The sequence below is a fragment of the Mycobacterium sp. IS-1556 genome (genome assembly GCF_001499985.1).
Lineage (GTDB): Bacteria > Actinomycetota > Actinomycetes > Mycobacteriales > Mycobacteriaceae > Mycobacterium.
Genome location: NZ_LQIM01000038.1, coordinates 136483 through 163329 on the forward strand (window position 1 = coordinate 136483; position 26847 = coordinate 163329).

A 26847-nucleotide genomic window follows, 5' to 3' on the forward strand; every position below is an offset into this window, starting at 1 on the left:
TCACCGGGAGGGCCCATGTGGTATTGGCTGTTCAAGTACATCTTCATGGGTCCACTGCTGTCATTGCTGGGTAGGCCCAAAGTCGAAGGGCTCGAACACCTTCCGCACTCCGGTGCGGCGATCCTGGCCAGTAACCACCTCGCGGTCGCCGACAGCTTCTATCTGCCGTTGGTGGTCAGCCGCAGGATCACGTTCCTGGCCAAGGCCGAGTACTTCACCGGCACCGGCATCAAGGGCTGGTTCACCCGCTGGTTCTACACCGTCGCCGGTCAGGTGCCGATCGACCGCACCGACGCCGACAGCGCGCAGAGCGCCTTGAACACGGCCGAGCGCATCCTCGACGAGGGCAAGCTGCTCGGGATGTATCCCGAAGGCACCCGGTCGCCCGACGGACGGCTCTACAAGGGCAAGACCGGCCTGGCCAGGCTGGCGCTGCAGACCGGCGTGCCGGTGATTCCGGTCGCGATGATCGGAACCGACGTCGTCAACCCGCCGGGCAGCAAGATGTGGCGCTTCGGTCGGGTACAGGTCAAGTTCGGCAAGCCGATGGACTTCAGCCGCTTCGAAGGGCTGGCGGGCAACCGCTTCATCGAGCGCGCGGTCATCGACGAGGTGATGTACGAGTTGATGCGGTTGTCCGGTCAGGAGTACGTCGACCTCTACGCCGCCGACATCAAGGAGGGCAGGGCCGACGACGCGATGAAGCCGTCGGCCCGCATGCCGGAAGTAGCCGCCGGTTAGTTGACCGCGGGCACCGGCGCGGCGTCGACGACCGGCCTGCTGCGCTGCGCCGGCTTGATCGCGCCCGCCACCGTGCCGGCCACCAGGATCACCGCGATCGCCCACCACACGTACGAGCCGCCGGCCAATTGCCGCCACAGCGACGCCGCGGTCTCCTTGTGTTCGGGCATCAGCGTGATCGGCGTCCACACCATCAACGCCAAACCGGCGACCGCGACCACGGCCAGCGCCGCGTGCCGTCTTCGGTACGCCACCAATGCCGTGACCACCAGCGCGGGCAGCGCCCACACCCAGTGATGAGACCACGACACCGGTGACACCACGAGCCCGAACATGGCCACGCAGATCAGGGCGAGGACGGGCTGATCGGCCTTGAGCACACGTCGCACCGCCCACACGGTCAGCCCCAGCACGGCGAAACAGGCTATTACCCACAGCACGAACCGTGGTCCTTCGCCCAGCCCGAGCCGGGCCAGCGCGCCCGCGATGTTCTGGTTGGTGTTCAGCGTCGCGGTGCCGATGCGATCGGTGTTGCGCACCGTCTCGGTCCAGTACTCGAGCGAGTCGCGCCAGGCGAACGCGACCCCGACCAGTGTGGCGACGACGGCGGACGCCGCGGTGACGAGCAATGCGCGGGTGTCGCGGCGCAGCAGGAAGTAGAGCAGGAAGACCGCCGGGGTGAGTTTCAGCGCGATCGCCAGCCCGAGCAGCATGCCCCGCGGCCACGGTGTCCGGCGCGGCACGCAATCGGCGATCACCAGCGTCATCAACACCACGTTGATCTGCCCGAAGTCGAAGTTCGACCGGATGGGCTCCAAGTAGACGACCGCCGGTGCGACGACGGCCGCGGCCAGCCACGCTTGCCGCAGCCACGCGGGTTCGCCGGTCACCGTGGTCTCGGGCCAGACGTCGCACCGGTGAAGCACGATCGTCACCGCGACGATCAGCAACACCAGCGTGGTCACGGTGATCGCGGCGCTGGCCGCCTCCAACGACAACAACGCGAACGGGGAGAAGGCCACGGCGGCCAGCGGCGGATAGGTGAACGGCAGGTCCAGCCCGCCTCGGGTGTGGAACATCGCACCGTCGGCGTAGAGCGGTCGACCGTCCAGCCAGGCTTGTCCGCCCATCCGGTAGACGTCGACGTCGATGCGGTAGGGGACCGCGCCGAGCAACCGCCAACCCGCCCAGGCCAACGCGGCCACGGTGAGCAACTGGAACAGCCGCCAGGCGAGCGTTGGCCCCCAACCAGCCCCGCCGGGCGACCGCCACATACTCATGTCATCGACCAGACTATCGGGGTGCACCGGCAGGTCGGCCGGTATCCCGGCCACGACACGCGCAGGTCATTGCGCTCCTCGCGTCCGCAGTGGGCGGCGTAGGTTTTCTGAGTGCTCGCGGACATCCACCTCGACTTCGCCGTCCCCCCGGCGCGGGTGCCGCTCGTGTTCTGCCTGGTCGCGTTCATCCTGACGTTCTTCGTGACCCGCACGATCGTGCGGTACATCCGCAGCCACCAGAACAGCACTGCGCCACGCAAGTGGTGGCAGCCGCGCAACATCTCTGTTTCGGCGGCACAGGGCAGTGGGCTGCATATCCACCACGTGGTGATCGGTGTGGTCCTGGTCATGGTCTCCGGTGTGACGATGGTGACGTTGGCGGTTGACGGGGGAGTACCCGAATTCACGGCGGCGGCAATCTTTTTCGGAATCGGTGCGGCGCTGGTCCTCGACGAGTTCGCGTTGATCCTGCATCTGGAGGACGTGTACTGGGCCGAGGACGGCCGGACCTCGGTCGATGCGGTGTTCGCCGCGGTCGCCGTCGCCGGCCTGCTGATCCTCGGTTTCAACCCGCTGTCGTTCTTCGACATCGACATCTGGCGCAACGACCACAATCTGCTCGCGCGGGCGGGCGTGATCGCGGCGGCGGTACTGACCCTGCTGCTTGCCGTCGTCGTGCTGCTCAAGGGCAAGGTGTGGACCGGGCTGATCGGGATGTTCCTCACACCGCTGCTCGTGGTCGGCGCGATCCGGTTGTCCCGCCCGCATGCGCCGTGGGCGCGCTGGCGCTATACCAACCGGCCCCGCAAGATGCACCGGGCGCTGGAACGGGAGCGGTGGCTGCGGCGGCCCGTCGTGCAGGCCAAGCTGTGGTTGCAGGACGCCGTCGCCGGCATGCCCAAGTTCCCGGACGACGCGGAGGTCGACGAGCAACTCGACCGCGAAATCCGCGCCGCTCCGGCGCCGAAGGACCGGTCGGTCGCGGCGGAAACCGAAAAGGAACCCGCTTAGTGCGCTACTTCTACGACACCGAGTTCATCGACAACGGTCGCACGATCGAATTGATATCGATCGGCGTGGCCGCAGAGGACGGCCGCGAATATTACGCAGTGTCAACCGAATTCAACCCCGAGCGGGCGGGCAGCTGGGTGCGCAAGCACGTGCTGCCCAAGCTTCCGCCGCCGGCCTCGCAGCTGTGGCGTTCGCGGCGCCAGATCCGCTCGGAGCTGGAGGACTTCTTCGGCGTCGACGGTGACGAGCCGATCGAGTTGTGGGCCTGGGTGGGCGCCTACGACCACGTCGTGCTGTGTCAGCTGTGGGGCCCGATGACCGACCTTCCGCCGGCGATCCCGCGTTTCACCCGGGAGTTGCGCCAGTACTGGGAAGAGCGCGGTTCGCCGCGGATGCCGCCGCGGCCGCGGGATTCCCACGATGCGCTGGTCGACGCTCGCCACAATCTGCGGCGGTTTCAGCTGATGACCACCGGCGAAGGGTCCGCCCAACGGTGAGAAAGCAGATGTCGCGGGCCGCTACCATGAACGGGTGAACTGGACCGTCGACGTACCCATCGACCAGTTGCCACCGTTGCCGCCACTGCCCGATGAACTGCGGCAACGGCTCGACGCCGCGCTCGCCAAGCCCGCGGTTCAGCAGCCGAGCTGGGACGCCGATGCGGCCAAGAACATGCGCACCGTGCTGGAGAGTGTCCCGCCGGTGACCGTGCCCGCCGAGGTCGAGCGGCTCAAGGGTCTGCTGGCCGACGTGGCGTGCGGCAAGGCGTTCCTGCTGCAGGGCGGCGACTGCGCCGAGACGTTCGTCAACAACACCGAACCCCACATCCGGGCCAACATCCGAGCGTTGCTGCAGATGGCGGTGGTGTTGACCTACGGCGCCAGCGTGCCGGTCGTCAAGGTTGCGCGTATCGCGGGCCAGTACGCCAAACCGCGCTCGGGCGACATCGACGCTCTCGGGCTGCGGTCCTACCGCGGCGACATGGTCAACGGCTTCGCGCCCGAGGCCGCGGCTCGTGAGCACGACCCGTCGCGGCTGGTGCGGGCCTACGCCAACGCGAGCGCCGCGATGAACCTGGTCCGAGCGCTGACCGGGTCCGGTCTCGCGTCGCTGCATCAGGTGCACGACTGGAACCGCGAGTTCGTCCGCACCTCACCCGCGGGCGCCCGCTACGAGGCGCTGGCCGGTGAAATCGACCGCGCGCTGACGTTCATGAGCGCCTGCGGTGTCGACAACCGAAACCTGGAGACCGCCGAGATCTACGCCAGCCATGAGGCGCTGGTGCTCGACTACGAGCGCGCGATGCTGCGCCTGTCCGAGACGGAGCAGGGCTCGAAGCTCTACGACCTGTCCGCGCACTACGTGTGGATCGGCGAGCGCACCCGCCAACTCGACGGCGCCCACATCGCGTTCGCCGAGGTGATCGCGAACCCGATCGGCGTCAAGCTCGGCCCGACCATGACACCGGAACTCGCGGTCGAGTACGTCGAGCGGCTGGACCCGAACAACGTGCCGGGCCGGCTGACGCTGGTGACCCGCATGGGCAACAACAAGGTGCGCGATCTGCTGCCGCCGATCATCGAAAAGGTGCAGGCCACCGGCCATCAGGTGATCTGGCAGTGCGACCCGATGCACGGCAACACCCACGAGTCCTCCACCGGCTACAAGACCCGCCACTTCGATCGGATCGTCGACGAGGTGCAGGGCTACTTCGAGGTGCACCGGGCGTTGGGCACCCACCCCGGCGGCATCCACGTCGAGATCACCGGTGAGAACGTCACCGAATGTCTCGGCGGAGCGCAGGACATCTCGGATTCCGACCTCGCCGGGCGCTACGAAACCGCCTGTGACCCGCGGTTGAACACCCAGCAGAGCCTGGAACTCGCGTTCCTGGTTGCGGAGATGCTGCGCGACTAGATCGCGGCTAGAAGAGGTTGGGCAGGTTGCTGCCCGCGGTCCACGCCGCCGCCGCGATCAGCGCCGTCAGCGTCAATACGGCGACGACCCAGAACAGCAGCGTGCGCCGAGCGCGCTGCCGGGCCCAATAGAACTCGTCGAGGTCGATGCCAGCGAACTGCGCCGACACCGGTTGGAATTCGGGTTCGGGGGCCGGCCAGTCGTCGCGCGGTAGCGTTCGGGTCTGCTGGCGCGGCGCCGGTGGAATCGCCGTCTGCGCCGTGGCGGTCTCCAGGGCCGCGGACGCATGCTGGGCGGAATTGCGGGGAGCCGGCACCCGGAACGGCGGCAACCCGAGTGCGTCGACGATCGCTTCCAGGTGTTCGGCCATCTCATCAGCGTCGGCGTAGCGGTGGGCGGGGTCGCGGGCGGTGGCCCGAGCCACCAGGTCGTCGAATTGTGCGGGGACGCCGGCGATCGTCGAGCTCGGGGCGGGCACGTCGTTGTCCATCCGCTGATAGGCCACCGCGAGCGCGGTGTCGCCGGCGAACGGGGTATGGCCGGTCAGCAGTTCGTAGGTCAAGATCCCGACCGCGTAGACGTCGCTGCGTGGGTCGGCGTCACCGGTGCTGACCTGTTCCGGCGACAGATACGCCGCGGTGCCCAGGATGACGCTGGTGGAGGTGATCTTCGCCTCGGCAACCGCGCGCACCAGCCCGAAGTCGGCGATCTTGACGTCGCCACCGTCGGAGATCAGCACGTTCTCGGGCTTGACGTCGCGGTGCACCAGGCCCGCCCGGTGCGCCGCCGCGAGTCCGCCGAGGACCGGCGCCAGCACCGCCGCGGCCGCATGCGGGGGCATCGGTCCGCGCTCGCGCAGCAGTTCGCGAAGCGTGCCGCCCTCCACGAGTTCCATCACCAGGAAGGGAGGATGGCCGCCTACACCTCCGCCGCCCTGGTCGTACACGGCGACCAGGCCGGGATCGGTCAACCGGGCGACCGCGCGTGCCTCACGCTGAAACCGCGTCAGAAACTGTGTGTCGCCCGCGTACCGCGCGTCCATCACCTTGAGCGCCACGGGCCGATCGAGGCGTAGGTCGAGCCCACGGTAGACCGCGGACATGCCCCCGGTGGCGATCAAGGTGTCGACGCGGTACCGACCGTCGAGCACGTCCCCGAGAAGCGGGTCCGTGTGCGGGTAGGCATCCACCGAAGACATGTTACGGAGGGCGATCTCGTCTATTTCGCGCCTCCGGCCGGGCGCGACCGGATTTAGACTCGGTGCCGTGAGCAGTATTCCGGCCGCGGAGGACGTCCTCGACCCGGCCGAGGACGTCTACGACCTGCCCACCGTCGCCGAGATGCTCGGCGTGGCGGTGACCAAGGTGCATCAGCAACTGCGCGACGGCCATCTGATCGGCGTGCGCCGACACGGCGCGGTGGTGGTCCCGAAGATCTTCTTCGACGCCACCGGCCACGTCGTCAAGGCGCTGCCCGGTCTACTGGTCGTGCTGCGCGACGGCGGTTACCACGACACCGAGATCGTGCGCTGGCTGTTCACCCCCGACGCATCGCTGACGATCAGGCGCGACGGCACCACCGACGCGTTGGCTAATGCCCGGCCGGTTGACGCTCTTCACTCGCATCAGGCCCGTGAGGTGGTGCGCCGGGCTCAGGCGATGGCCTATTGACGGCTCGCGGTGGCGCTTTGTACAGCGAATACCACGCCACCGCGGCGCACGCCACGGACAACAGCACATGCGCCCACGAATACATGCCGTGAGCCCCGTCGGGTTTCCAGATCACGGTGATCCACGTGGACAGGCCCGCGATCACCGCGATCGACCGACGGCTCTGAGCCAGTGCCGCCACCACCGCCAGCGGCCAGGTGTAGTACCAGGGCAGAGCCGCGGGGACCAACAGCACCACGATCAACATCACCACCGCGATACCGGTCAGCGCCTCCCGGTCGGTGTGCCGAAATCGCCACCACACGAACGGAAGTGACACCGCGATGACCACGATCCCGATGATCCTGGCGACGTCGAGCACGGCGTAGAAGTTCACCGGCAGGAACAATCCGCCGAAGACGTTGATGAGGTTCGCCGCGGCGGTCGGCAGCGTCAGCCAATTGATGATCTTCACCGATCCGGCCAGCGCGGTGAGCCAGCCCAGCCCCACCCCGGCCGCGAAGGACAGCACCGCGAACACCGCGGACAAGATCAGCGCCGATGCCACCGTCGCCACCACGAACGCCTTGACCGATGAGAAGCCGCGCCCGCTACGCAGATTGCGGGCCCACACCCACACCATGAACGGAAGCGCCAGCCCGGCAGTCGCTTTCACCGCGACCGCGACCGCGATCAGGCTCACACCCCACAGATGGCGGCCATTGAACGTCAACGCGATACCCGCCATCATCAGGCCCACCATCAGCATCTCGTTGTGCACGCCGCCCATCAGATGGATGATCACCAGCGGGTTGAGCACGCAGATCCACAGTGCGGTCGCGCCGTCGGCGCCGATATGGCGGGCGACGCGCGGCGCGGCCCAGATCAGCAGTGCCAGGCCGGGAAGCATGCACAGCCGCAGCAGCATCGTGCCCGCGACCACGTCGTCGCCGACCAGCATCGTGACGAACTTGGAGATGAGGATGAAGCCCGGGCCGTACGGCGCGGTGGTGGTGGTCCAGATCGGGCTGACGTTGTCCAGCAACGAGTTCGGGTTGTCGACAGGGCCGACGGCGTACGGGTCGAGCCCGTCGCGCAGCAGTGCGCCCTGCGCGAGGTAGGAATAGGTGTCGCGGCTGAACAGCGGGACGCTCAGCAGCAGCGGAGCCAGCCAGAAGGCGGTCGTCGCCACCATGGTGTATTCGGTCGCGGTGCGGTTGACCACCTCGCGGCCCAACCACAGCCACGCCGCGAGCATCAGCGCCACGCCGCCCCACAGCAGGATCGACGACAGCACCAAGCCGTGTCCGAACCGCAGCCACGACATGTGCAGCGATTCCAGCAGCGGGTCGTGCAGTCGGGTACTGCCCGCGCCCAGACCGCCGGCGGTGATCAGCACCGCGCCCACGAAACCGAGCCGGGCGGGTTGGGCCTGCGGCGACGTCGCGAACGAGGTCAGCCGTGAGAAGTGTTGGGTCACACTGCTTTTCGTCTGCCGCGGCGACGGTTGGGCGGTCATGCTCACGCGGTTCGATTCGCGGCCAGCCGGGCCAGCTCGGACAGTCCCGCCTTGGCGTGCGCGTCGATGTCGGCGGCGTCGAGGGTGTCGAGCGCCTGGCGGGTGAGCTCCTCGATGCGGCTCTCCACCGCGGCGAGCGCACCGACCGATTCGATCACCCCGCACAGCTCTGTGACCTGGGCCTCGGACAGGTCAGAGCCGATGGAGGTGCGCAGTAGCTTGGCGGCCACCGGGTCGGTCTTCTCGGCCAGCTCGACCGCCTCGGCCAGCAGCACGGTGCGCTTGCCCGCCCGCAGGTCGTCGCCGGAGGGCTTGCCGGTGACCGCGGGGTCGCCGAACACCCCGAGCACATCGTCGCGCAGCTGGAACGCCACGCCGAGGTCGGTGCCGAGATCGTGAAAGGCGTCTTGGACGTCCGGGCGGTCGGCGGCAGCAGCGACGCCGAGTTGCAGCGGCCGGGTGATCGTGTACGACGCGGTTTTGTAGATGTTGACCGTCAGAGCCGAGGCCACCGACTGCGCGCCGCTGGCCTCGGCGACGATGTCGAGGTACTGGCCGCCGAGCACTTCGGTGCGGATTGCGGCCCACACCCGTCGCACCCGCCGCGCCGCGTCGGCGGACAGCTCGGCCGTCGCGACGACGTCGTCGGCCCACACCAGCGCAAGGTCACCGAGCAGGATCGCCGCCGACATGCCGAACTGCTCGGCCGAGCCGTGCCAGCCGTGCGCGCGATGCCGCTCGGCGAACAGCCGGTGCACAGTCGGCAGACCGCGGCGCGTGGCCGACGCGTCGATGACGTCGTCATGCACCAGCGCGCACGCGTGCAGCAGTTCGAGCGCCGAGCACAACCGCAACACATCCGGGTCGAGCGGGTCCTCGGACCGATCGGCGACCGACCGCCAACCCCAGTACGCAAAGGCGGGCCGCAGCCGCTTGCCGCCGCGCAGCACGAATTCCTCCAGCGCCGCGGTCAGTTCGGCGTAATCATCGCCCATGTATGCGCATTCGCTGCGCCGGTCCTGCAGTAGACCGCGCAGCTGGTCGGTGACGGCGCCGGCCAACTCGACGGCTGACGGTGCCGCGGCATGCACGCTCAGCGGGCGCCCCTTTCTCTGTCTAATCGCGGGCGTCGCCCACCCGCGGCGATTGATCACGGCTCATGTAGGCCAACGCGCCGATGATGCCGGCCACCAGGAACGAGCCCAGGCCCAGCCAGATCGCCGCGCCGGTGAACGACCGGGCGCTCGGGTCCGTGTAGCGGGCTTGGGCGTTCATGGTGCTGACGACGCCGGGCCGCAACTTCCATTCGACGATCTCGGTCGAGACCTGGTCGCCGTTGGTCGAGGTGACCTCGCCGGGAAAGGACACCGTCAGCGACACGTCGGCCTCCGGGTCGTTGAGCGAGGTGAGGTCGGCGCGCCCCTCGAGGATCACCAGGTCGCCGGCGCGGCGCAGCGAGATGTCGACACCCGCGGCGTCGCGGTTCATGTTGGCCAACTGCGGCAGCTCGGCGAAGGTGAGGTCGGAGAACACCGCCTGGGAACCGACGTAGTCGTCGCGGCTGTACTCCGAGACCGCCACCTTGTTGGCGAACGGCAGGTTGTTCAGCAGCTGGGGGCCCTTGTCGTCGGCGTTCCGCGGTTTGGCCGCGGCGACGATCTGCCCGGACACCCGGTCGTCGGGGGACACCGTGATCGACGCCCGCACCCGAACGCAGCCGACGGCCGTCGGCAGCACGACGAGAGTCAGCATCACGAGCGCGAGCAACCGGGTTCTGTTGCTGCGATGGCGGGCCAGCACGAGGTCATCGTGCCAGATGCCGGATCACAGTGGCAGTGACCGGCCCAGGATCGCGAAAGCCCGCGGATCGCCTGCGAAGTGGTAGCCGCGGATGACGTCGGTGAACCCCAGCCTGCGGTACAAACGCCACGCCCGGTTCGCCTCGCCGTTGATCTCCGGCGTCGACAGCAACACGTAGGACTCCTCTCGGCCGGCGAGCAGCCTGCGGGCCAGCGCCTCACCGAGCCCACGGCCCTGAGCGCGCGGGTGGATGTGCAACTCGGTGAGTTCGAAGTAGCTCGTCATCAACTCTGCGATCTGCGCCCGGTCCGCTCCCACGCGCTGCAGCCCGGCCACGACCTGCTGTTGCCACCACTGATCCGGTGCCCCGCAGTAGCCGTAGGCGACGCCGAGAATGGCGGCGCTGCACGGATCGGCGTCAAGGCCCTCGACGGCGGCGACGGCCTTCCATCCCGGCCTGCGGGTGTGCTCGAGCCACATCGACGCCCGCTGGTCCTCGGTGCCGCGTGGATAGCGCATCGCATCGACGTAGACAGCGAGCGCGTCACCGAGCCGGCGTTGCATATCGCTCGGCGACAGATCGATCAGAAATGTCGCCAACTGTGCCTGCCTCTCCGCGTGCCTTGCGGTGTCGTCCACACCATTATCGAGCGCAGCCGCCCGCGCTCTCCAAACGGCGGTGTCACGTCATACAATCGGGCGTCGAACTAGGTGGTACGGCTCAGATCGACCTCGTATCATGACTGTTAGGTGCCCGGAAGGCGGGCGCCGACGAGTTTGGACTTCGAGACGGCCGGCAGTCGGCCCAGGGTTTCCGAGGGAGGGACGAATGCCACTCTCCGATCATGAGCAGCGCATGCTCGACCAGATCGAGAGCGCGCTCTATGCCGAGGACCCGAAGTTCGCTTCGAGTGTTCGCGGCGGCACCCTGCGCGCTCCCTCGACCCGACGCCGACTGCAAGGCGCCGCGCTGTTCGTGATCGGCCTCGCGATGCTGGTGTCGGGTGTCGCGTTCCCGGCCACCCAGATCAGTGGCTTCCCGGTGCTCTCGGTCCTCGGCTTCATCGTGATGTTCGGCGGTGTCGTGTATGCGATCACCGGCCCGCGTGTACCCGGTGGCCGCGACCGCTCGGCTCCCGAGCCCGGCGCCCCGCGCCAGAAGCGCAGCAAGGGTTCGGGCGGATCGTTCGCCAGTCGTATGGAAGACCGGTTCCGCCGCCGCTTCGACGAGTAGTCACCCGCCGACGCAGGGGCAGCCCGTAAGGGGCTGCCCCTTTTTTCGTGGGCGGGCGGGCCATCACGCCCCACTGTTCCCCACCACTGCGCCGCGCGGCGTCTAGCAGCGATTTTCCCTGCCCAGCGCGACGGCCGCCCGGCCGCGAGGGATCTAGTTACTTCTGCCGTTTGGGGCCGGAGTGGGGCCACCGACAGAATTGCCCGCTCTAAATGGTGGAGAGTGGGGGATTGTGGGGTAAAGTGGCAGACACCGGAGCGACCGGGACTCCGGGCGGCAGGGAGGTCGGCGAGATGTTTCTCGGCACCTACACGCCGAAACTCGACGACAAAGGGCGGCTCACGCTGCCCGCCAAGTTCCGCGACGCGCTGGCAGGAGGGTTGATGGTCACCAAGAGTCAAGATCACAGCCTCGCCGTGTACCCGCGCGCCGAGTTCGAGAAGCTGGCACGACGGGCGTCGCAAGCATCGCGAAGCAATCCCGAAGCGCGCGCTTTCCTGCGGAACCTGGCCGCCGCCACCGATGAACAGCACCCGGATGCGCAAGGCCGGATCACCTTGTCGGCCGATCACCGTCGCTACGCGAACCTGTCGAAGGACTGCGTGGTGATCGGATCGGTCGATTACCTGGAGATCTGGGATTCGACAGCATGGCAGGAGTACCAGCAGACCCACGAAGAGAACTTCTCCGCGGCCACCGATGAAGCTCTGCACGACATCATCTGATCCGGCGGTCGACCGGCACAGCGGCCGACATCTGGCCCGTGCATCGCGGTCTCTGCCCGAACCGGCCCTGGCGTACTTCCCCAACGCCAGGTCCGCGCTCTCGGACAGGGACCCCGATGCAGGGGCGTGGAACGGAGGGAAGGCCATGGAACGGCGCAGCGGAGACCACGGACACGTCCCGGTCCTGCTGGACCGCTGCGTCGAACTCCTCAAACCCGCGCTGACGCGGGACAGCTCATCCGGTGAGGGAGCGCTGCTCGTCGACGCAACCCTCGGCGCGGGCGGACACGCCGAGAGGTTCCTGACCGAACTGCCCGGGCTGCGACTGATCGGCCTCGACCGCGACCCCGACGCGCTGTGGATCGCGGGGGAGCGGTTGTCGCGGTTCGCGTACCGGGTGACGTTGGTGCGCACCCGCTACGACGGCATCGCCACGGCCCTCGGCGAAACCGCCTGGGGGGCAGGCAAAGCCGACGGTGTGCTGTTCGACCTCGGCGTGTCGTCGATGCAGCTGGACCGCACCGAGCGCGGGTTCTCCTACGCGGCGGACGCGCCGCTGGACATGCGGATGGATCCCGACGCGGAGCTGACGGCCGCGGACGTCGTCAATACCTACGACCAGAAGTCGCTGACCCGGCTGTTGCGTGAGTTCGGCGAGGAGCGCTTCGCCGGCCGGATCGCCGCTGCGCTGGTCCGCCGTCGCGCCCGCCAGCCCTTCCGTACCACCGGCGAGCTGGTCGAGCTGCTCTATCAGGCGATTCCGGCGCCCGCGCGGCGCACCGGCGGCCACCCGGCGAAGCGCACGTTTCAGGCGCTGCGCATCGCGGTCAACGGCGAGTTGGACTCGTTGCGCGCCGCGTTGCCCGCGGCGCTGGGCGCGCTCACCCCGGGAGGCCGCATCGTCGTGATGGCCTACCAGTCGTTGGAGGACCGCATCGTGAAATCGGCCTTCACGGCCGCCACGGCGTCCAGGACACCCCCCGGCCTTCCCGTCGAGCTGCCGGGTCACGGCCCGGAGTTCGTCGCACTGACTCGCGGCGCCGAGCGCGCAGCTCCCGAGGAGATCGAACGAAACCCGCGTAGCGCGCCCGTGCGGCTACGAGCACTGGAGAAGGTGGGGGCCGCCAGGTGAAGGTTAAGCAGACCAAGCAGACCAAGCAGACCAAGCAGGTCAGGCGAGGTGCACCGGTGCGCGGCAGCGACGAGCGTCGGCGCCCCACCCGGGGTGCCCAGCGTCGCTCGGGGGATGCGCAGGCGCGACGCAAGCCCACTCGTGAGCAGCGACCGCTACGCTCCGGACCGCAGACCAATCCCATTCCGCGTCCGTCCGATGCGCCGGGCCGGCCGAAGAACGCCAGCCAGGCCAAGGCGCGGGCCAAGGCTCGAAAAGCCAAAGCCCCGAAGGTCGTTCGGCCGCCGCTGCGCGAGCGCATCATCGTCAAGCTGGCCTCGATAGAGCTGAATCCGCGTGCTCTGATGTCAAGGGTGCCGTTCGTGGTGCTCGTGATCGGCTCGCTCGGATTCGGCCTCGGGACCACACTGTGGTTGTCCACCGACGCGGCGGAGCGGTCCTACCGGCTGGGCAACGCCCGCGAGACGAATCAGGCTCTGCTGCAACAGAAGGAAGCGCTGGAGCGTGATGTGCTCGAGGCGCAGGCCGCGCCCGCGTTGGCCGAAGCCGCCCGCGAGCTCGGGATGATCCCGTCCCGCGACACCGCTCACCTGGTGCAGGACCCCGCCGGCAACTGGGTAGTGGTCGGAACTCCCAAGCCGGCCGAAGGGGTTCCGCCGCCGCCGCTCAACACGCCACTGCCCGAAGAGACTCCGCCGCCGGCGCCGCGGCCGCCCGCGCCGCGTGTCGTCGAGCCTCGTGAGCTGACCGTCCGCATGCCGTCCCGCGAGGAACCGCAGCTGGGCGCACAGGCGCCGACGGCGGTGCTTCCGGGACAGCCGCCGACGGCAGTGCTTCCGGGACAGCCGCCGACGGCAGTGCCGCCGGCCGCGGCGGCACCGCACGCGCTTCCGGGGCAGCCGCCGCTGCCGGGCCCCGCCCTCGCGATGCCGCCTACCGCGCCGATCGTCCCACCCGGCGATCACATGCAGGCCGCTCCGCTCGGCGCGCCGCACGTTCCCACCCAGCAGCCGCTGCCGGGCCCGGTACCGGGTGCCGAGCAGTTCAGCCCCGCCGTCCCGGCTCCGGCAGGCGCTGGAGCATGAGCCGCGGCGAGCGCCGGCGCCGCGATGGCGGTGCGCCGGACACCCGCCGCAAGTCCGTCGCCGTCTCGCAGGAACGGTCGGCAAAATCCCGCCGGACCCGCGCGCCGATGGCCGGAACCGGCTTGCGCAGTGCGTCTTTCGTGTTCCGGCACCGGGTCGGCAACGCCGTCATCTTCCTGGTGCTGATCGTCGCGGCCGGTCAGCTTTTCAACCTTCAGGTGCCTCGCGCGGAGGGGCTGCGCGCCGAGGCCGCGGGCCAGCTCAAGGTCGTCGACGTCGAGAAGGCTGTGCGCGGTTCGATCGTCGACCGCAACAACGACAAGCTCGCCTTCACGATCGAGGCGCGCGCCCTGACCTTTCAGCCGGTCAAGGTCCGCAAGCAGTTGGAGGAGGCCAGGGCGAAATCCACCGAGGCGCCCGAACCGAACCGCAGGCTGCGTGAGATCGCCGCCGAGGTGGCGTCGCGGCTGAACAACAAGCCCGACGCCGCCACCGTGCTCAAGAAGCTCAAGAGCAGTGAGACGTTCGTCTACCTCGCGCGTGCGGTCGACCCGGCGATCGCCGACGCGATCACCACCAAGTTCCCCGAGGTGGGCTCGGAGCGCCAGGATCTGCGCCAGTATCCGGGCGGCTCGTTGGCCGCCAACATCGTGGGCGGTATCGACTGGGACGGACACGGCCTGCTCGGCCTCGAGGACTCGCTCGACGCCGTGCTGGCGGGCACCGACGGGTCGATCACCTATGACCGCGGGTCCGACGGCGTCGTCATCCCGGGCAGTTACCGCAACCGCCACGACGCGGTCGACGGTTCCACGGTGATGCTGACCATCGACGACGACATCCAGTTCTACGTTCAGCAGCAGGTGCAGCAGGCCAAGAACCTGTCCGGCGCCAAGAACGTCTCGGCCGTCGTGCTGGACGCGAAAAGCGGTGAGGTGCTGGCGATGGCGAACGACAACACGTTCGACCCGAGTCAGGACATCGGCCGTCAGGAGGACCGCGAACTGGGCAACCCGTCGGTGTCGTCTCCGTACGAGCCCGGCTCGGTCAACAAGATCGTCACCGCCGCCTCGGTCATCGAGTACGGGTTGTCGCATCCCGACGAGGTGCTGCAGGTGCCGGGGTCGATCCACATGGGTGGCGTCACCGTCGGCGACGCGTGGGAGCACGGCACGATGCCCTACACCACCACCGGGATCTTCGGTAAGTCCTCCAACGTGGGCACGCTGATGCTGGCCCAGCGTCTCGGTCCCGAGCGCTTCTTCGAGATGCTGCGCAAGTTCGGTCTCGGGCAGCGCACTCGGGTCGGACTGCCGGGGGAGAGCGCGGGTCTGGTCCCGCCGATCGACCAGTGGTCGGGTAGCACGTTCGCCAACCTGCCCATCGGACAGGGCCTTTCGATGACGCTGCTGCAGATGACGGGCATGTATCAGGCGATCGCCAACGACGGTGTGCGCGTCCCGCCCCGCATCGTCAAGGCCACCATCGCTCCCGACGGCACCCGCACCGACGAACCGCGGCCCGAGGGTGTGCGGGTGGTGTCGCCCAAGACCGCGCAGACAGTGCGGCAGATGCTGCGGGCGACGGTGCAACGCGACCCCACGGGCGAACAGCAGGGGACCGGCTGGCAGGCCGGCGTCGAGGGGTATCAGATCTCCGGGAAAACCGGCACGGCACAGCAGATCAACCCGGCGTGCGGGTGCTACTACGACGACGTCTACTGGATCACCTTCGCCGGCATCGCCACCACCGACGATCCTCGCTACGTGGTCGGCATCATGATGGACAACCCGCAGCGCACCGCCGACGGCCAGCCTGGAACGACGGCAGCGCCGCTGTTCCACAACATCACGTCCTGGCTGCTGCAGCGCGAGAACGTGCCGCTCTCGCCGGACCCAGGTCCACGGCTGACGCTGCAGGCCACCTGAGGGCGGCGCCGACGGCCTCCGACATGCGGCGGGCGCCCAGAGTGCCGGGTCGGTAGGGTGTCTTGGCCATGAACCTGCGACCCAGCCATCCCGCCGGTCCGGCGCTCGGGCCACTGGCCGAGCAGGTCCAGGCGGTGCCCGCCGGGGGCGGACCTGTGCCGCAGATCAGCATCACCGGAGTCACGTTGCGCAGCGGCGACGTCGAACCCGGCGACCTGTTCGCGGCGCTGCCCGGCGCGTCGTCGCACGGCGGGCGGCATGCGAGTGAGGCCGTCGCGCGCGGCGCGACCGCGGTCCTGACCGATCCGGACGGGCTGGTGCTGGTGGGAACCGAGGTGGACGTGCCCGTCCTCATCCACCCGTCCCCGCGGTCGGTGCTCGGCGAGTTGGCTGCCGCGGTGTACGGACGACCGTCCGAGCGGCTGCGTGTCATCGGGGTCACGGGGACTTCCGGCAAGACCACCACCACATATCTGGTGGAGGCCGGGCTGCGGTCGGCGGAGCGGGTGGCGGGGCTGATCGGCACCGTCGGCGTCCGAATCGACGGACGCGATCAGGCCAGTGCCCTCACCACGCCCGAAGCGCCTGATCTGCAAGCGTTGCTCGCGGTGATGGTCGAGCAGGGGGTCGACACCGTCGTGATGGAGGTGTCGAGCCACGCACTGTCGCTGGGCCGCGTCGACGGTGTGCGGTTCGCGGTCGGAGGGTTCACCAACCTGTCGCGCGACCACCTCGACTTCCACCCGACGATGCGCGACTACTTCGAAGCCAAGGCGCGGCTGTTCGATCCCGAATCCCGCAATTGCGCAGACGTTTCCGTGCTGTGCGTGGACGACGACGCAGGCCGCGAGATGGCCAGGCTGGCGCGCGACCCGGTCACCGTCAGTGCGACCGGACGCGACGCCGACTGGCGTGTCGACGACATCCGCACCGTCGACCGCAACGCGCAGGAGTTCTTCGCGGTCGACCCCGCCGGTGTGCATCACGGGCTGCGGATCGGGCTGCCGGGTCGCTACAACGTGGCCAACTGCCTACTCGCGGCCGCGCTGCTCGACGCGGTCGGGGTCTCGCCCGAACAGGCCGCGCCCGGATTGCGCACCGCGACCGTGCCGGGCCGGATGGAAGCCGTCGAGCGCGGACAGGACTTCCTGGCGCTGGTCGACTACGCGCACAAGCCCGGAGCGCTGCAGGCGGTGCTGGAGACACTGCGGGCGCAGACCGAAGGCCGGCTGGCGGTGGTGTTCGGTGCGGGCGGCAACCGCGATCAAGGTAAGCGGGAGCCGATGGGACGCGTCGCCGCCGAGTTGGCCGACCTGGTGGTCGTCACCGACGACAATCCTCGCGACGAGGATCCCGCCGCGATCCGCGCGGCGATCGTCGCGGGAGCATCGACCGGGTCCACGAAGGTCGTCGAGATCGGGGACCGCCGCGCGGCGATCGCTCACGCGGTGGCGTGGGCGCGGGCCGGGGACGTCGTGTTGATCGCGGGGAAGGGCCACGAGGCCGGCCAGACCAGCGCCGGGGTGACCCGCCCATTCGACGACCGCCAGGAGCTGGCGGACGCCCTCGAGGCAGCGGGTCACCGGCCATGATCGACCTCACGATCGCCCAGATCGCCGAGATCGTCGGCGGCCGGCTCGCCGACGTCTCCGCCGAGGACGCTTCATCCACCCGGATCACGGGCAGCGTCGAGTTCGACTCGCGGGCCGTCACGCCCGGCGGCCTCTTTCTCGCGCTGCCCGGGGCCCGTTCGGACGGACACGACTTCGCTGCCGCGGCCGTGGCGTCCGGCGCCGCCGCAGTGCTCGCCGCGCGGCCGGTCGGGGTGCCCGCGATCGTCGTCGATCCGACCCCCGAGACATCCGACCGTGGCGCAGGCGTGCTGGAGCACGACTCTGACGGCTCCGGCGCAGCGGTGCTGGCAGCGTTGGCGAAGCTGGCGGCCGCGGTCGCCGCGGAACTCGTCGAGAGCGGGCTCACGATCATCGGCATCACCGGATCGTCCGGCAAGACCTCGACCAAGGATCTGGTGGCCGCGGTGCTGGCACCGCTGGGCGAGGTGATCGCGCCACCGGGCTCCTTCAACAACGAACTCGGTCACCCCTGGACGGTGCTGCGCGCGACGCGCTCCACCGAATTCCTGGTGCTGGAGATGTCGGCTCGCCACCGCGGCAACATCGCGGCGCTGGCCGCCATCGCCACGCCGTCCATCGCGGTGGTGTTGAACGTGGGCACCGCGCACCTCGGCGAGTTTGGTTCCCGCGAAGCGATTGCGGCGACGAAAGCCGAACTGCCACAAGCTGTTCCGGCGTCCGGGGCGGTAGTGCTCAATGTCGACGACAGCGCGGTGGCCGCGATGGCCGCGCAGACCGAGGCGCGGGTGGTCCGGGTGTCCCGGGAGCCCGGCGGTCGGGACGCCGACGTCTGGGCCGAGGCGGTCACGCTCGACGAGCTGGCCCGACCGCGGTTCAGCCTGCACGCCGGGACCCGAGATGTCGAGGTCGCGCTTTCCGTGCACGGCGATCACCAGGTCTCCAACGCCCTGTGTGCGGCGGCCGTCGCGTTGGAGTGCGGCGCCACTCTCGAGCAGGTCGCGGCCGCGCTCGCCACCGCCGGGCCGGTGTCCAAGCACCGCATGCAGGTCACCACCCGCAGCGACGGGGTCACGGTCATCAACGACGCGTACAACGCCAACCCCGACTCGATGCGCGCGGGCCTCAAGGCGCTGGCGTCGATGGCGCGCGTGGGCCCACACCCGGAGGGTAGGGGAGGCGGGGGACGACGCCGCAGCTGGGCGGTGCTGGGCGAGATGGCCGAACTCGGCGACGACGCGATATCCGAGCATGACCGCATCGGCCGACTGGCCGTGCGATTAGATGTGTCACGACTTGTCGTCGTCGGAACCGGGAGGGCTATGAGCGCCATGCACCACGGCGCAGTGATGGAGGGATCGTGGGGGGCTGAGGCCACCATGGTCGCCGACGCCGACGAGGCGCTGGCACTCCTGCGCGCCGAACTGCAACCGTCAGACGTGGTGCTGGTGAAGGCCTCCAACGCGGCCGGGCTGGGCGCGTTGGCCGACGCTTTGCTTGATCTTGGGGCCGCCGAGACCGGGGACCCGCACGCATGAGGCAGATCCTCATCGCCGTCGGCATCGCGCTGACGGTCTCGATCCTGCTCACCCCGTTGCTGATCCGGCTGTTCACCCGGCAGGGCTTCGGCCACGAGATCCGCGAGGACGGGCCGCCGACCCACCACAAGAAGCGCGGCACACCGTCGATGGGCGGGGTCGCGATCGTCGCGGGCATCTGGGCCAGCTACCTGGGCACGCACCTGGTGGGCGTCGTGATGGACGGCCGGGGCCCGTCCGCGTCGGGGTTGCTGGTGCTGTTCCTGGCAACCGCGCTCGGCGTCGTCGGCTTCGTCGACGACCTGATCAAGATCCGGCGCTCGCGCAACCTCGGCCTCAACAAGACCGCGAAGACGCTCGGGATCCTGGCCGCCGCGATGCTGTTCGGCGTGCTGGCCCTGCAGTTCCGCAACGCCGACGGGTTGACCCCCGGCAGCGCCGAACTGTCCTATGTGCGTGAGATCGCCACCGTCACGTTGCCGCCCGCGCTGTTCGTTCTGTTCTGCGTCGTCGTGGTCAGCGCCTGGTCGAACGCAGTGAACTTCACCGACGGTCTGGACGGCCTCGCCGCGGGCGCGATGGCGATGGTGTGCGCGGCCTACGTGCTGATCACCTTCTGGCAGTTTCGCAACGCCTGCGCGACCAGCCCCGGGCTGGGCTGCTACAACGTGCGCGACCCGCTGGACCTGGCCATCATCGCGGCCGCGACCGCGGGGGCGTGCATCGGTTTCCTGTGGTGGAACGCCGCGCCGGCCAAGATCTTCATGGGCGACACCGGATCGCTGGCGCTGGGCGGCATCATCGCCGGGCTGTCGGTAGCGAGCCGCACCGAGATGCTGGCCGTCGTGCTCGGCGCGCTGTTCGTCGCCGAGGTGGTGTCGGTCGTCGTGCAGATCATGGCGTTTCGCACCACCGGCCGCCGGGTGTTCCGGATGGCGCCGTTCCACCACCACTTCGAGCTGGTCGGGTGGGCGGAGACCACGGTGATCATCCGGTTCTGGCTGCTCACCGCGATCGCCTGCGGGCTTGGTGTCGCGCTGTTCTACAGCGAGTGGCTGACCACCGTCGGTGCCTGAGATGGTCCGGATCGAGCCGCTGGTACCCGGTGCCCGTGTGCTGGTCACCGGCGCCGGGCTCACCGGCCGCTCGGTGAGCGCCGTGCTGGAGCCGACCGGCGTTCGTCTGACGATCTGCGACGACGACCCGCTTGCGTTGCAGCGGCTGATCACGCCCGCGACGGTCGTCACGACCGCCGAGGCTGAGGCGAACATCGGCGACTACGCGTTGGTCGTCACCAGCCCGGGTTTCGCGCCGACCACGCCGGTTCTGGTCGCGGCGGCGGCCGCCGGCGTGCCGGTCTGGGGTGACGTGGAGCTGGCCTGGCGGCTGGACCGGGCCGGCTGGTTCGGACCGCCGCGGCGCTGGCTGGTGGTCACGGGGACCAACGGCAAGACGACGACCACGTCGATGTTGCACGCCATGCTGATCGCGGCGGGGCGCCGCGCGGTGCTGTGCGGCAACATCGGCAACCCGGTGCTCGACGTGCTGGCCGAGCCTTCCGACCTGCTCGCGGTCGAGTTGTCCAGTTTCCAGCTGCACTGGGCGCCGTCGCTGCGGCCGGACGCGGGGGTGGTGCTCAACGTCGCCGAGGACCACCTCGACTGGCACGGCTCGATGGCGGCTTACGCACGCGACAAGGCCCGCGTGCTGGACGGGCGCGTCGCGGTGGTCGGCCTCGACGACCCGGTCGCCGCGGGCCTGCTCGACACCGCCGCCGCCGCGACCCGCGTCGGCTTCCGCCTCGGCGAACCGGGCGCCGGTGAACTCGGTGTGGTGGGCGGCACGCTCGTCGACAACGCGTTCGGTGATCGGGTCGCGCTCGCCGAAGCGGCGTCCATTCCGGTGGCCGGACCGGTCGGGGTGCTCGACGCGCTGGCCGCGGCCGCCCTCGCCCGCGCGGTCGACGTGGCGCCGGGCGCCATCGCCGACGCGTTGGCCGGCTTTGAGGTCGGCAGGCACCGCGCCCAGGTGGTCGGGACGGTCGACGGGGTCACCTATGTCGACGACTCCAAGGCGACCAACCCGCACGCCGCCCGGGCCTCGATCGCCGCCTACCCCCGAGTGGTGTGGGTCGCCGGCGGCCTGCTCAAGGGCGCATCGGTCGACGAGCTGCTCGCATCCATGGGGAATCGGCTGGTCGGAGCGGTGCTGATCGGTCGGGACCGGGCGTCGATCGCCGAGGCGTTATCGCGACACGCCCCGGATGTCCCCGTCATCGAGGTTGTGACGGGGGAGGATTTTGGGGTGCAAGGGACAATTGGGTCGGAAGTTAGTCCTGTTACCAATGTGATCACGCTCGCGGGCGCCTCCTCCGGGAGCGAGATCATGGCCGCGGTCGTCGGCGCGGCCCGGGACCTCGCCCGCCCGGGCGACACCGTGTTGTTGGCCCCCGCCGGCGCCTCCTTCGACCAGTTCAGCGGCTACAGCCACCGCGGCGACGCGTTCGCCGACGCCGTGCGCGCCCTGTCCGGATAGCGGGCGATGAGCGCGATCCTGACCCGGCTGCGGCTTCGCAGGGCGGGCGCCGAGGACAAGCCGGCGGAGCCGGTGCCCGAAACGGCCGGGCCCCGAACCCGTTTCGGGGCGTGGCTCGGCCGGCCGATGACGTCGTTCCACCTGATCATCGCGGTTGCCGCCCTGCTGACCACTCTCGGGCTGACGATGGTGCTGTCGGCATCCGGGGTGTACTCCTACGACCAGGACGGCTCGCCCTGGGTCGTGTTCGCCAAGCAGGTGCTGTGGACGGTCGTCGGGCTGTTCGCGTTCTACCTCGCGCTGCGCGTCCCCATCCAATTGATGCGCAGCCTCGCCTTCTCCGGCTTCGCGATCACGATCGTGCTGCTGATCCTGGTGCTGATCCCGGGAATCGGCACGGTGGCCAACGGTTCTCGGGGCTGGTTCGTGGTCGCGGGACTGTCGATGCAGCCCTCGGAGCTGGCCAAGATCGCATTCGCCATCTGGGGCGCGCATCTGCTGGCCGCCCGCCGCATGGAACAGGCCTCGCTCAAGGAGATGCTGATCCCGCTGGTGCCGGCCGCGTTCGTCGCGCTGGCGCTCATCGTCGCGCAGCCCGACCTCGGACAAACCGTGTCGCTGGGCATCATCCTGTTGGGCCTGCTGTGGTACGCGGGGCTGCCGCTGCGGGTGTTCGTGTCCTCACTGTTCATGGTCGTGGTGTCGGCCGCCGTACTCGCCATGGCCGAGGGCTATCGGTCGGCGCGGGTGCAGTCCTGGCTGAACCCCGCGGCCGACACGCAGGGGTCGGGGTATCAGGCCCGTCAGGCACGGTTCGCGCTGGCCAACGGCGGGGTGTTCGGGGACGGTCTGGGCCAGGGCGCGGCCAAGTGGAACTACCTGCCCAACGCGCACAACGACTTCATCTTCGCCATCATCGGCGAGGAGCTGGGCTTCATCGGCGCGGCGGGGCTGTTGTGTCTGTTCGGCCTGTTCGCCTACACCGGTATGCGCATCGCCCGGCGCTCTGCCGACCCGTTCCTGCGCCTGCTGACCGCCACCGCGACGTTGTGGATCATGGGCCAGGTATTCATCAACGTCGGCTACGTGGTCGGGTTGCTGCCGGTCACCGGGCTGCAGCTGCCGCTGATCTCTGCGGGCGGAACATCAACGGCGACAACGCTTCTGATGATCGGCATCATGGCGAACGCGGCGCGGCACGAACCCGAGGCGGTGGCGGCTCTGCGCGCCGGCCGCGACGATCGCGTCAACAACCTGCTGCGGTTGCCGCTGCCCGCACCCTATGTGCCGTCGCGCACCGAGGCGCTGCGCGACCGGCTCAACAGGCGCGGCGCCGAGCGGTCCGGCAAACCGAGCAAGGGCAAACGCGCCCGGCCTGCCAAGCCCGCGGCCAAGCAGGCCCCCAAGCCCGCGCGCAAGCAGGCCGCCGGCGACCGTCGCAAACGTCAGACGGCCGGCGGGCCGGTACGGGCCGCAAGGCATCATGGAGGCGGCCGTTCGGACAGAAGCCGGCGGCGCGCACTGGAAGGTCAGCGTTACGGGTGAACGACACGGTCTCCGTGGTACTCGCGGGCGGCGGCACCGCGGGGCACGTCGAACCGGCGATGGCGGTGGCCGACGCCCTGGCCGCGCTCAGCCCGACTGTGCGGATCACGGCGCTGGGCACGCCCCGCGGCCTGGAGACCCGGCTGGTGCCTCAACGCGGTTACCACCTCGAACTCATCCAGCCGGTGCCTTTGCCGCGCAAACTCTCCGGTGATCTCGTCCGCCTGCCCGTGCGGCTGCGACGGGCCGTTCGGCAGACCCGGGCGGTGCTCGACGAGGTCCAGGCCGACGTCATCGTCGGATTCGGAGGCTATGTCGCGGTGCCGGCATATCTGGCCTCGCACAGCCTGCGACGACGCCGGCGGGTGCCGGTGGTGGTGCACGAGGCGAACGCCAGCGCCGGCTGGGCCAACCGGGTCGGGGCCCGATCGGCGCGGCGGATCCTCTCGGCGGTGCCCGACCCCGGGTTGGGCGATGTCGAGGTGGTCGGCGTGCCGGTGCGCGCGGCGATCACCTCGCTGGACCGGATGGCATTGCGGGCCGAGGCCCGCGCCCACTTCGGATTCGCCCCGGATGCCCGCGTGCTGTTGGTGTTCGGCGGATCGCAGGGTGCCCAGTCCCTCAACGGTGCAGTGTCGGCCGCGGCCAAAGACCTTGCCGCTGCTGGAATTTCGGTATTGCACGCCCACGGCCCCAAGAACACCCTCGTCCTGCGCGAGCCCGCCGACGGCGACCCGCCCTATGTCGCGGTGCCGTATCTGGACCGGATGGATCTGGCGTACGCCGCAGCGGACCTGGCGATCTGCCGATCCGGCGCGATGACGGTCGCCGAACTGACCGCGGTCGGGCTGCCCGCGGTGTACGTGCCGCTGCCGATCGGCAACGGCGAGCAACGGCTCAACGCACTGCCCGTGGTCGAAGCCGGCGGCGGGCTGATCGTCGAGGACGCCGACCTGTCGCCGGGCGTCGTCGCCGACACCGTCGTGAACCTGCTCACCGACCCCGGCCGGATGCAGACGATGACCGCGGCCGCCGCGCTGGCCGGTCACCGCGACGCGGCCAGGCGGGTCGCCGAGATCGCTCTCGAGGTCGCGCGCGGCCCCAGACGAAAGAGCCTGCGATGAAAGCGAAGTCGCTGCCGGACGAGCTGCAGCGGGTGCACATGGTCGGCATCGGCGGCGCGGGCATGTCGGGTATCGCTCGCATCCTGCTGGACCGCGGCGGGCTGGTGTCGGGCTCCGACGCCAAGGAGTCCCGCGCGGTGGCCGCGCTGCGGGCCCGCGGCGCGGCGATCCGGATCGGGCACGATGCGTCCTCGCTGGACCTGCTGCCCGGTGGGCCGACCGCGGTTGTCACCACCCACGCCGCGATCCCGAAGACCAATCCCGAACTGGTCGAGGCGCGGCGGCGCGGTATCCCGGTGATCCTGCGGCCGGTGGTGCTGGCCAAGCTGATGGCGGGATACACCACCTTGATGGTGACCGGCACGCACGGCAAGACCACAACCACGTCGATGCTCATCGTGGCCTTGCAGCACAGCGGTTTCGACCCGTCCTTCGCCGTCGGCGGGGACCTCGGCGAGGCCGGCACCAACGCACACAACGGCAGCGGCGACTGCTTCGTCGCCGAGGCCGACGAAAGCGACGGCTCACTGCTGGAGTACACCCCCGACGTCGCGGTGGTGACGAACATCGAGGCCGACCATCTCGACTTCTTCGGCAGCGCCGAGGCCTACGGCGCGGTGTTCGACGACTTCGTCGAACGCCTCAAACCCGGTGGCGCACTGGTTGTCTGCACCGACGACCCGGGTGCCGCGGCGCTCGCGGAGCGCACCGCGGAATTGGGTATCCGCGTGCTGCGGTACGGCAGCGACCCGGTCCTGCCCCTGCAGGGCACGCTGCTGAGCTGGGAGCAGCACGACACCGGTGCGGTGGCCCACATCCGGCTCGCCGGCGAACCGCAACCGCGGGTGATGCGCCTTTCGGTGCCGGGACGGCATATGGCGCTCAACGCGATCGCGGCGGTGCTGGCGGCGATCGAGGTGGGCGCACCGGTCGACGCCGTGCTCGACGGGCTGGCCGGCTTCGAAGGGGTGCGCCGCCGGTTCGAGTTGGTCGGAACGGCCGGCGGTGTCCGCGTCTTTGACGACTACGCGCACCATCCGACCGAGGTTCGGGCCACGCTGAGCGCGGTGCGCACAGTGACCGAACAGTCCGGCGGCCGGTCCATCGTGGTGTTCCAGCCGCACTTGTATTCGCGCACACAGACTTTCGCGCGTGACTTCGGGCAGGCGCTCGACGGCGCCGACGAAGTGTTCGTGCTCGACGTGTACGCGGCCCGCGAACAACCGATCGCCGGCGTCAGCGGCGCCAGCGTCGCCGAACACGTCGGCGTGCCCGTGACGTACGTGCCGGACCTGTCCGCGGTGCCGGCGCGCGTGGCCGAGGCCGCCGCGTCGGGCGACGTCGTGGTCACCATGGGCGCCGGTGATGTGACCATTCTCGGCGCCGAAATCCTTGCCGCGCTGCGGGTCAAGGCAAACCGCGGCACCCCGGGGTCGCGATGACCGAGCCGACCGACAGCGGCCCGACCGAGCAGGCGGACGCGCCCGAGACACCGGCGGCCCCTGCGGCGGCTCCGGATTTCGAGGGGCCGCGGCGGCGGGCACGCCGCGAGCGGGAAGAGCGCCGCGCCGCGCAGGCCCGCGCCACCGCGATCGAGCAGGCCCGCAGGGAGGCAAAGCGGCGCGCGCTCGGCAAGCCCGCCGAGAACACCCGCAAGCTCGGCCGCGGCACGGTCCGAGGCTTGAAGGTGCTGATGTGGTCCGCGCTGGTCAGCGTGATCGTCGTCGGACTGGGGCTGCTGCTGTACTTCACGCCGGTCATGGCCGTGCGCAACACCGTGGTCACCGGGTTGGGCGCGGTGACGCGGGAGGAGGTCGTCGCCGCCGCGGCTGTCGCGCCGGGCACGCCGCTTCTGCAGGTGAACACCGACAACGTCGCCGAACGGGTGGCGACGATCCGGCGGGTCGCCAGCGCGCGCGTCCAACGCCAGTATCCGTCGACCCTGCGGATCACCGTCGAGGAGCGAGTGCCGGTGGTGGTCAAGGACTATCCCGACGGACCGCACCTGTTCGACCGCGACGGCGTGGACTTCGCGATCGGTCCGCCGCCGCCGGGGGTGCCGTATCTCGACACCGATCACCCCGGCCCCAACGACGGGCCGACGAAGGCGGCGCTGCAGGTGATGACGTCGCTGCGTCCGGAGGTCGCCGCCCAGGTCGCGCGAATCGCGGCGCCGTCGGTCGCGGCCATCACCTTGCAGCTCGTCGACGGCAGACAGGTGATCTGGGGCACCACCGATCGCACCGAAGAGAAGGCATTGAAACTCGGGGCGCTGCTCACCCAGCCCGGACAGACCTACGACGTGTCGAGCCCGGACCTGCCGACGGTGAAGTAGCCGCACACGCGAGGGGAAAAATCTGCGACACGTCGGCGCGCCTGCATGGCAACCGCTCGACCTCGCCCTACCGTTCTGGTTGCGCGGAAACAACTTGACATAACTATAACCCTCTGGTTGAGGTTTAGGGTTTGCCAAGCGGTCGGCGTGTCGACAG

The 26847-nt window shown here is 69.6% G+C and carries 24 protein-coding genes; 18 read left to right on the top strand and 6 right to left on the bottom strand.

Features of this window, described 5'->3' with window-relative positions:
- Positions 1-15: 15 nt before the first annotated feature.
- Positions 16-741 (top strand): lysophospholipid acyltransferase family protein, encoded by a 726-nt coding sequence (locus tag AU187_RS18965; protein WP_059167169.1) that lies wholly within the window; start codon positions 16-18, stop codon positions 739-741.
- On the opposite strand, the gene AU187_RS18970 is transcribed toward AU187_RS18965, so the two are convergent.
- A complete protein-coding gene (locus tag AU187_RS18970; protein ID WP_059098954.1) occupies positions 738-2021 on the bottom strand; it encodes a glycosyltransferase 87 family protein in 1284 nt (427 codons plus the stop codon). The two genes, AU187_RS18965 and AU187_RS18970, sit on opposite strands and share 4 nt — an antisense overlap.
- A 111-nt stretch (positions 2022-2132) precedes the next feature.
- Between AU187_RS18970 and AU187_RS18975 the strand changes: the two genes are divergently transcribed.
- Genes AU187_RS18975 through AU187_RS18985 form a run of 3 tightly spaced genes read left to right on the top strand, consistent with a single transcriptional unit; the run spans position 2133 to position 4949 of the window.
- Positions 2133-3032 (top strand): hypothetical protein, encoded by a 900-nt coding sequence (locus tag AU187_RS18975; protein WP_059098916.1) that lies wholly within the window; start codon positions 2133-2135, stop codon positions 3030-3032.
- Positions 3032-3529 carry a polyadenylate-specific 3'-exoribonuclease AS gene (locus tag AU187_RS18980; RefSeq protein ID WP_059098917.1) on the top strand — a complete coding sequence of 166 codons (498 nt, stop codon included), beginning with the start codon at positions 3032-3034 and terminating at the stop codon, positions 3527-3529. The genes AU187_RS18975 and AU187_RS18980 overlap by 1 nt, the downstream gene beginning before the upstream one ends.
- A gap of 34 nt (positions 3530-3563) precedes the next feature.
- Positions 3564-4949, top strand: coding sequence for a class II 3-deoxy-7-phosphoheptulonate synthase (locus tag AU187_RS18985; RefSeq protein WP_059167170.1), 1386 nt, complete (start codon positions 3564-3566; stop codon positions 4947-4949).
- Between the two features lie 7 nt (positions 4950-4956).
- Here the strand turns inward: AU187_RS18985 and AU187_RS18990 are convergent, their stop codons facing one another.
- Positions 4957-6147 carry a protein kinase domain-containing protein gene (locus AU187_RS18990; protein WP_059167171.1) on the bottom strand — a complete coding sequence of 397 codons (1191 nt, stop codon included), beginning with the start codon at positions 6145-6147 and terminating at the stop codon, positions 4957-4959.
- Positions 6148-6214: 67 nt separating this feature from the next.
- On the opposite strand from AU187_RS18990, the gene AU187_RS18995 reads away from it, so the two are divergent.
- Positions 6215-6619, top strand: a complete 405-nt coding sequence (locus AU187_RS18995; protein ID WP_059098920.1) for an Rv2175c family DNA-binding protein — start codon at positions 6215-6217, stop codon at positions 6617-6619.
- On the opposite strand, the gene AU187_RS19000 is transcribed toward AU187_RS18995, so the two are convergent.
- The 4 genes from AU187_RS19000 to AU187_RS19015 all read right to left on the bottom strand — a co-directional run bounded on the left by AU187_RS19000 (position 6540) and on the right by AU187_RS19015 (position 10517).
- Complete coding sequence (locus AU187_RS19000; protein ID WP_059098921.1) at positions 6540-8117, bottom strand: alpha-(1->6)-mannopyranosyltransferase A; 1578 nt, start codon at positions 8115-8117, stop codon at positions 6540-6542. The two genes, AU187_RS18995 and AU187_RS19000, sit on opposite strands and share 80 nt — an antisense overlap.
- Positions 8118-8119: 2 nt before the next feature.
- Complete coding sequence (gene idsA2 / locus AU187_RS19005; protein WP_059098922.1) at positions 8120-9208, bottom strand: bifunctional (2E,6E)-farnesyl/geranyl diphosphate synthase; 1089 nt, start codon at positions 9206-9208, stop codon at positions 8120-8122.
- A gap of 25 nt (positions 9209-9233) precedes the next feature.
- Complete coding sequence (locus AU187_RS19010; RefSeq protein ID WP_059098955.1) at positions 9234-9869, bottom strand: LppM family (lipo)protein; 636 nt, start codon at positions 9867-9869, stop codon at positions 9234-9236.
- A gap of 72 nt (positions 9870-9941) precedes the next feature.
- Positions 9942-10517, bottom strand: a complete 576-nt coding sequence (locus AU187_RS19015; RefSeq protein ID WP_059098956.1) for a GNAT family N-acetyltransferase — start codon at positions 10515-10517, stop codon at positions 9942-9944.
- A 229-nt stretch (positions 10518-10746) separates the two neighbouring features.
- Between AU187_RS19015 and AU187_RS19020 the strand changes: the two genes are divergently transcribed.
- The 13 genes from AU187_RS19020 to AU187_RS19080 all read left to right on the top strand — a co-directional run bounded on the left by AU187_RS19020 (position 10747) and on the right by AU187_RS19080 (position 26690).
- Positions 10747-11151: an SCO2097 family morphological protein gene (locus tag AU187_RS19020; protein WP_059098923.1), complete on the top strand. Its 405-nt coding sequence runs from the start codon at positions 10747-10749 to the stop codon at positions 11149-11151.
- A 293-nt stretch (positions 11152-11444) separates the two neighbouring features.
- A complete protein-coding gene (gene mraZ, locus AU187_RS19025; protein WP_059098924.1) occupies positions 11445-11876 on the top strand; it encodes a division/cell wall cluster transcriptional repressor MraZ in 432 nt (143 codons plus the stop codon).
- 145 nt (positions 11877-12021) lie between these two features.
- On the top strand, positions 12022-13008 hold the full coding sequence (gene rsmH / locus AU187_RS19030; RefSeq protein WP_059098925.1) for a 16S rRNA (cytosine(1402)-N(4))-methyltransferase RsmH: 987 nt from the start codon (positions 12022-12024) through the stop codon (positions 13006-13008).
- Positions 13005-14093 (top strand): cell division protein FtsL, encoded by a 1089-nt coding sequence (gene ftsL, locus AU187_RS19035; protein ID WP_082683797.1) that lies wholly within the window; start codon positions 13005-13007, stop codon positions 14091-14093. Before rsmH ends, ftsL begins: the two co-directional genes overlap by 4 nt.
- Positions 14090-16021, top strand: coding sequence for a peptidoglycan D,D-transpeptidase FtsI family protein (locus AU187_RS19040; protein ID WP_059098926.1), 1932 nt, complete (start codon positions 14090-14092; stop codon positions 16019-16021). Before ftsL ends, AU187_RS19040 begins: the two co-directional genes overlap by 4 nt.
- 68 nt (positions 16022-16089) lie before the next feature.
- Positions 16090-17613, top strand: coding sequence for a UDP-N-acetylmuramoyl-L-alanyl-D-glutamate--2,6-diaminopimelate ligase (locus AU187_RS19045; RefSeq protein WP_059098927.1), 1524 nt, complete (start codon positions 16090-16092; stop codon positions 17611-17613).
- On the top strand, positions 17610-19151 hold the full coding sequence (locus tag AU187_RS19050; RefSeq protein ID WP_059098928.1) for a UDP-N-acetylmuramoyl-tripeptide--D-alanyl-D-alanine ligase: 1542 nt from the start codon (positions 17610-17612) through the stop codon (positions 19149-19151). The genes AU187_RS19045 and AU187_RS19050 overlap by 4 nt, the downstream gene beginning before the upstream one ends.
- The gene (mraY, locus tag AU187_RS19055) at positions 19148-20227 is read left to right on the top strand and encodes a phospho-N-acetylmuramoyl-pentapeptide-transferase (RefSeq protein WP_059098929.1); all 1080 of its coding nucleotides are present in this window, start codon (positions 19148-19150) and stop codon (positions 20225-20227) included. The genes AU187_RS19050 and mraY overlap by 4 nt, the downstream gene beginning before the upstream one ends.
- Positions 20220-21686 carry a UDP-N-acetylmuramoyl-L-alanine--D-glutamate ligase gene (gene murD, locus AU187_RS19060; RefSeq protein WP_172800308.1) on the top strand — a complete coding sequence of 489 codons (1467 nt, stop codon included), beginning with the start codon at positions 20220-20222 and terminating at the stop codon, positions 21684-21686. Before mraY ends, murD begins: the two co-directional genes overlap by 8 nt.
- 15 nt (positions 21687-21701) lie before the next feature.
- Positions 21702-23231: a putative lipid II flippase FtsW gene (gene ftsW, locus AU187_RS19065; RefSeq protein ID WP_172800319.1), complete on the top strand. Its 1530-nt coding sequence runs from the start codon at positions 21702-21704 to the stop codon at positions 23229-23231.
- On the top strand, positions 23228-24355 hold the full coding sequence (murG, locus tag AU187_RS19070; protein WP_059167173.1) for an undecaprenyldiphospho-muramoylpentapeptide beta-N-acetylglucosaminyltransferase: 1128 nt from the start codon (positions 23228-23230) through the stop codon (positions 24353-24355). The genes ftsW and murG overlap by 4 nt, the downstream gene beginning before the upstream one ends.
- Entirely contained in the window at positions 24352-25797 is a 1446-nt protein-coding gene (murC, locus tag AU187_RS19075) for a UDP-N-acetylmuramate--L-alanine ligase (protein ID WP_059098933.1), read from the top strand. The genes murG and murC overlap by 4 nt, the downstream gene beginning before the upstream one ends.
- The gene (locus tag AU187_RS19080; RefSeq protein ID WP_059098934.1) at positions 25794-26690 is read left to right on the top strand and encodes a cell division protein FtsQ/DivIB; all 897 of its coding nucleotides are present in this window, start codon (positions 25794-25796) and stop codon (positions 26688-26690) included. Before murC ends, AU187_RS19080 begins: the two co-directional genes overlap by 4 nt.
- The last annotated feature ends 157 nt before the right edge of the window (positions 26691-26847 follow it).